Genomic DNA, 1,736 nt, shown 5'->3' with positions numbered 1-1,736 from the left:
TGTCTATCGCTTAAATGGTGATGCTGGTATTACTCCCTCCTTAGATTTGACGTCTTCACCTAAGGCTGTTGGGAAATCGACGATTTTTTTTGATGATGCAATTGAATGGTTAAAAAGGCAAAAAGATAATTCAATTCATGCAGTTGTAACCGATCCTCCTTACGGATTAGTCGAGTATACAAAACAGCAGACTGAGAAACTAAGGGCAGGGAAAGGTGGTATTTGGAGAAAGCCGCCTTCCTTTGATGGACATAAGCGTGCGCCATTACCTCGCTTTACGGTTTTGCGGGAAGAAGATCTTAGAAATATATCATTATTTTTCAAAGAACTATCCTCGCAAGTCGAAAGGGTGGTTGTTCCTGGCGGGAATATAGTTATCGCATCCAACCCTCTTCTATCGCATATAGTCGCGGACTCTATGTCTACGTCTGGCTTAGAGCTACGAGGTTACATCGCGCGTCAGGTTATGACCATGAGAGGAGGGGATAGGCCCAAAAACGCCCATGATGAATTTGGAGATGTTTCTGTCATGCCACGTTCTCAATGGGAACCATGGATAGTGCTGAGAAAGCCTCTAGATGGAAGGGTTCAGGATAATCTACGAAAGTGGAAAACAGGTGGATTCAGGAGAATTTCAGCTGACAGGCCATTTGGCGATGTCATTAAATCTCATCCGACGCCAGCACATGAAAAAAAGATAGCGCCACATCCGTCATTAAAGCCGCAAAATTTCATGAGGCAATTAGTGAGGGCAGTGCTTCCTTTAGGAGAGGGGATTATTCTCGATCCATTTATGGGGGGCGGCTCCACATTAGCAGCTGCAAACCATATAGGTTATGAGAGCATTGGAGTTGAAATAGACCGGGAGTTCTTTGATTTGGCGGAGAAAGCTATCCCCGCGCTATCAGCCCTTCCAAGCAAGGAAAATAACTAAACTAAATCCTTGTAAACCCAGCTTTCTCTGAGCTTCTTCAACCCTTCTTTGTGAAGGGTTGCTGTTCTGGTTCCTAATGCACCACGATCATTACGACGGAAGTCATTTTCATCAACGTGGCAAAGATATACCTCGGTAAATTTCATCGACTTTCTGTCTGAGGCCGGTTCAGTCTCATTATCTACATTGTAGACAAATACGCACATCCATTGAGATCTTGCCCCATGAGTATCGACGGCACCCCCATTTTTCCTGGTGGTTTTTATTTCAATGCCGTCTTCCCCTGAGGAGATACTGTCATTCGGATACTTGCCTCTAACAACTAGGTCTGGATGTCCATTGAAATGCTTGTTTTCAACAAGTGATCTTGAAAATTTAGCGAGGGAAGCTGTGATCATATCTGAAATGAGGCCAGACATAGCTGCTGGTCTCATCATGTCATCAAGCCTATGCAATCCTTTGTTTGATAGTAAATTGTTCACATCATGGAAGAAGTCATAAATATCTTCCATTGCGTGCTCAAAATCACTAATCCTTAGCGAATACGGCAGATCGAGCTCTGGGTTAAACCCCTGTCGATTAACTACTGACCTGTCTTGCATCTTAGTTCCTTGAATAAGATATAAAAGTTCGAAAGCTCTTTGTCATATCTTACCAAGAAGATCCTTGACGATCATTGTCGTTTGGGCGTAGCCTCTTGAAACGAAAAAACCGCCTGGGGAGGCGGTTTAATCGAAGGTTAAGTCAGTTGGGGAACTGCTTAACCAGGTAACTGGCTTGGTGGAGCGCAGATACCAAATAC

2 protein-coding genes are annotated in these 1,736 nt (G+C 44.0%); one reads left to right on the top strand and one right to left on the bottom strand.

Annotation, left to right across the window (positions count from 1 at the left end; all coding sequences use genetic code 11):
- On the top strand, positions 1 to 934 hold a 934-nt coding region (locus tag ACFW6B_RS41095; protein WP_386605056.1), incomplete at its 5' end, for a DNA-methyltransferase.
- Here the strand turns inward: ACFW6B_RS41095 and ACFW6B_RS41090 are convergent.
- On the bottom strand, positions 931 to 1,536 hold the full coding sequence (locus tag ACFW6B_RS41090) for a hypothetical protein (protein ID WP_069475750.1): 606 nt from the start codon (positions 1,534 to 1,536) through the stop codon (positions 931 to 933). The two genes, ACFW6B_RS41095 and ACFW6B_RS41090, sit on opposite strands and share 4 nt — an antisense overlap.
- Between the last annotated feature and the right edge of the window lie 200 nt (positions 1,537 to 1,736).

Source organism: Streptomyces sp. NPDC058751 (genome assembly GCF_042746485.1).
Classification (GTDB): domain Bacteria; phylum Actinomycetota; class Actinomycetes; order Streptomycetales; family Streptomycetaceae; genus Streptomyces.
This window is presented reverse-complemented; position numbering and strand designations above follow the sequence as displayed.

Excerpts from the sequence above, each read along its gene's own strand:
- ACFW6B_RS41090 (WP_069475750.1), bottom strand. The coding sequence starts at position 1,536 with ATGCAAGACAGGTCAGTAGTTAATCGACAGGGGTTTAACCCAGAGCTC.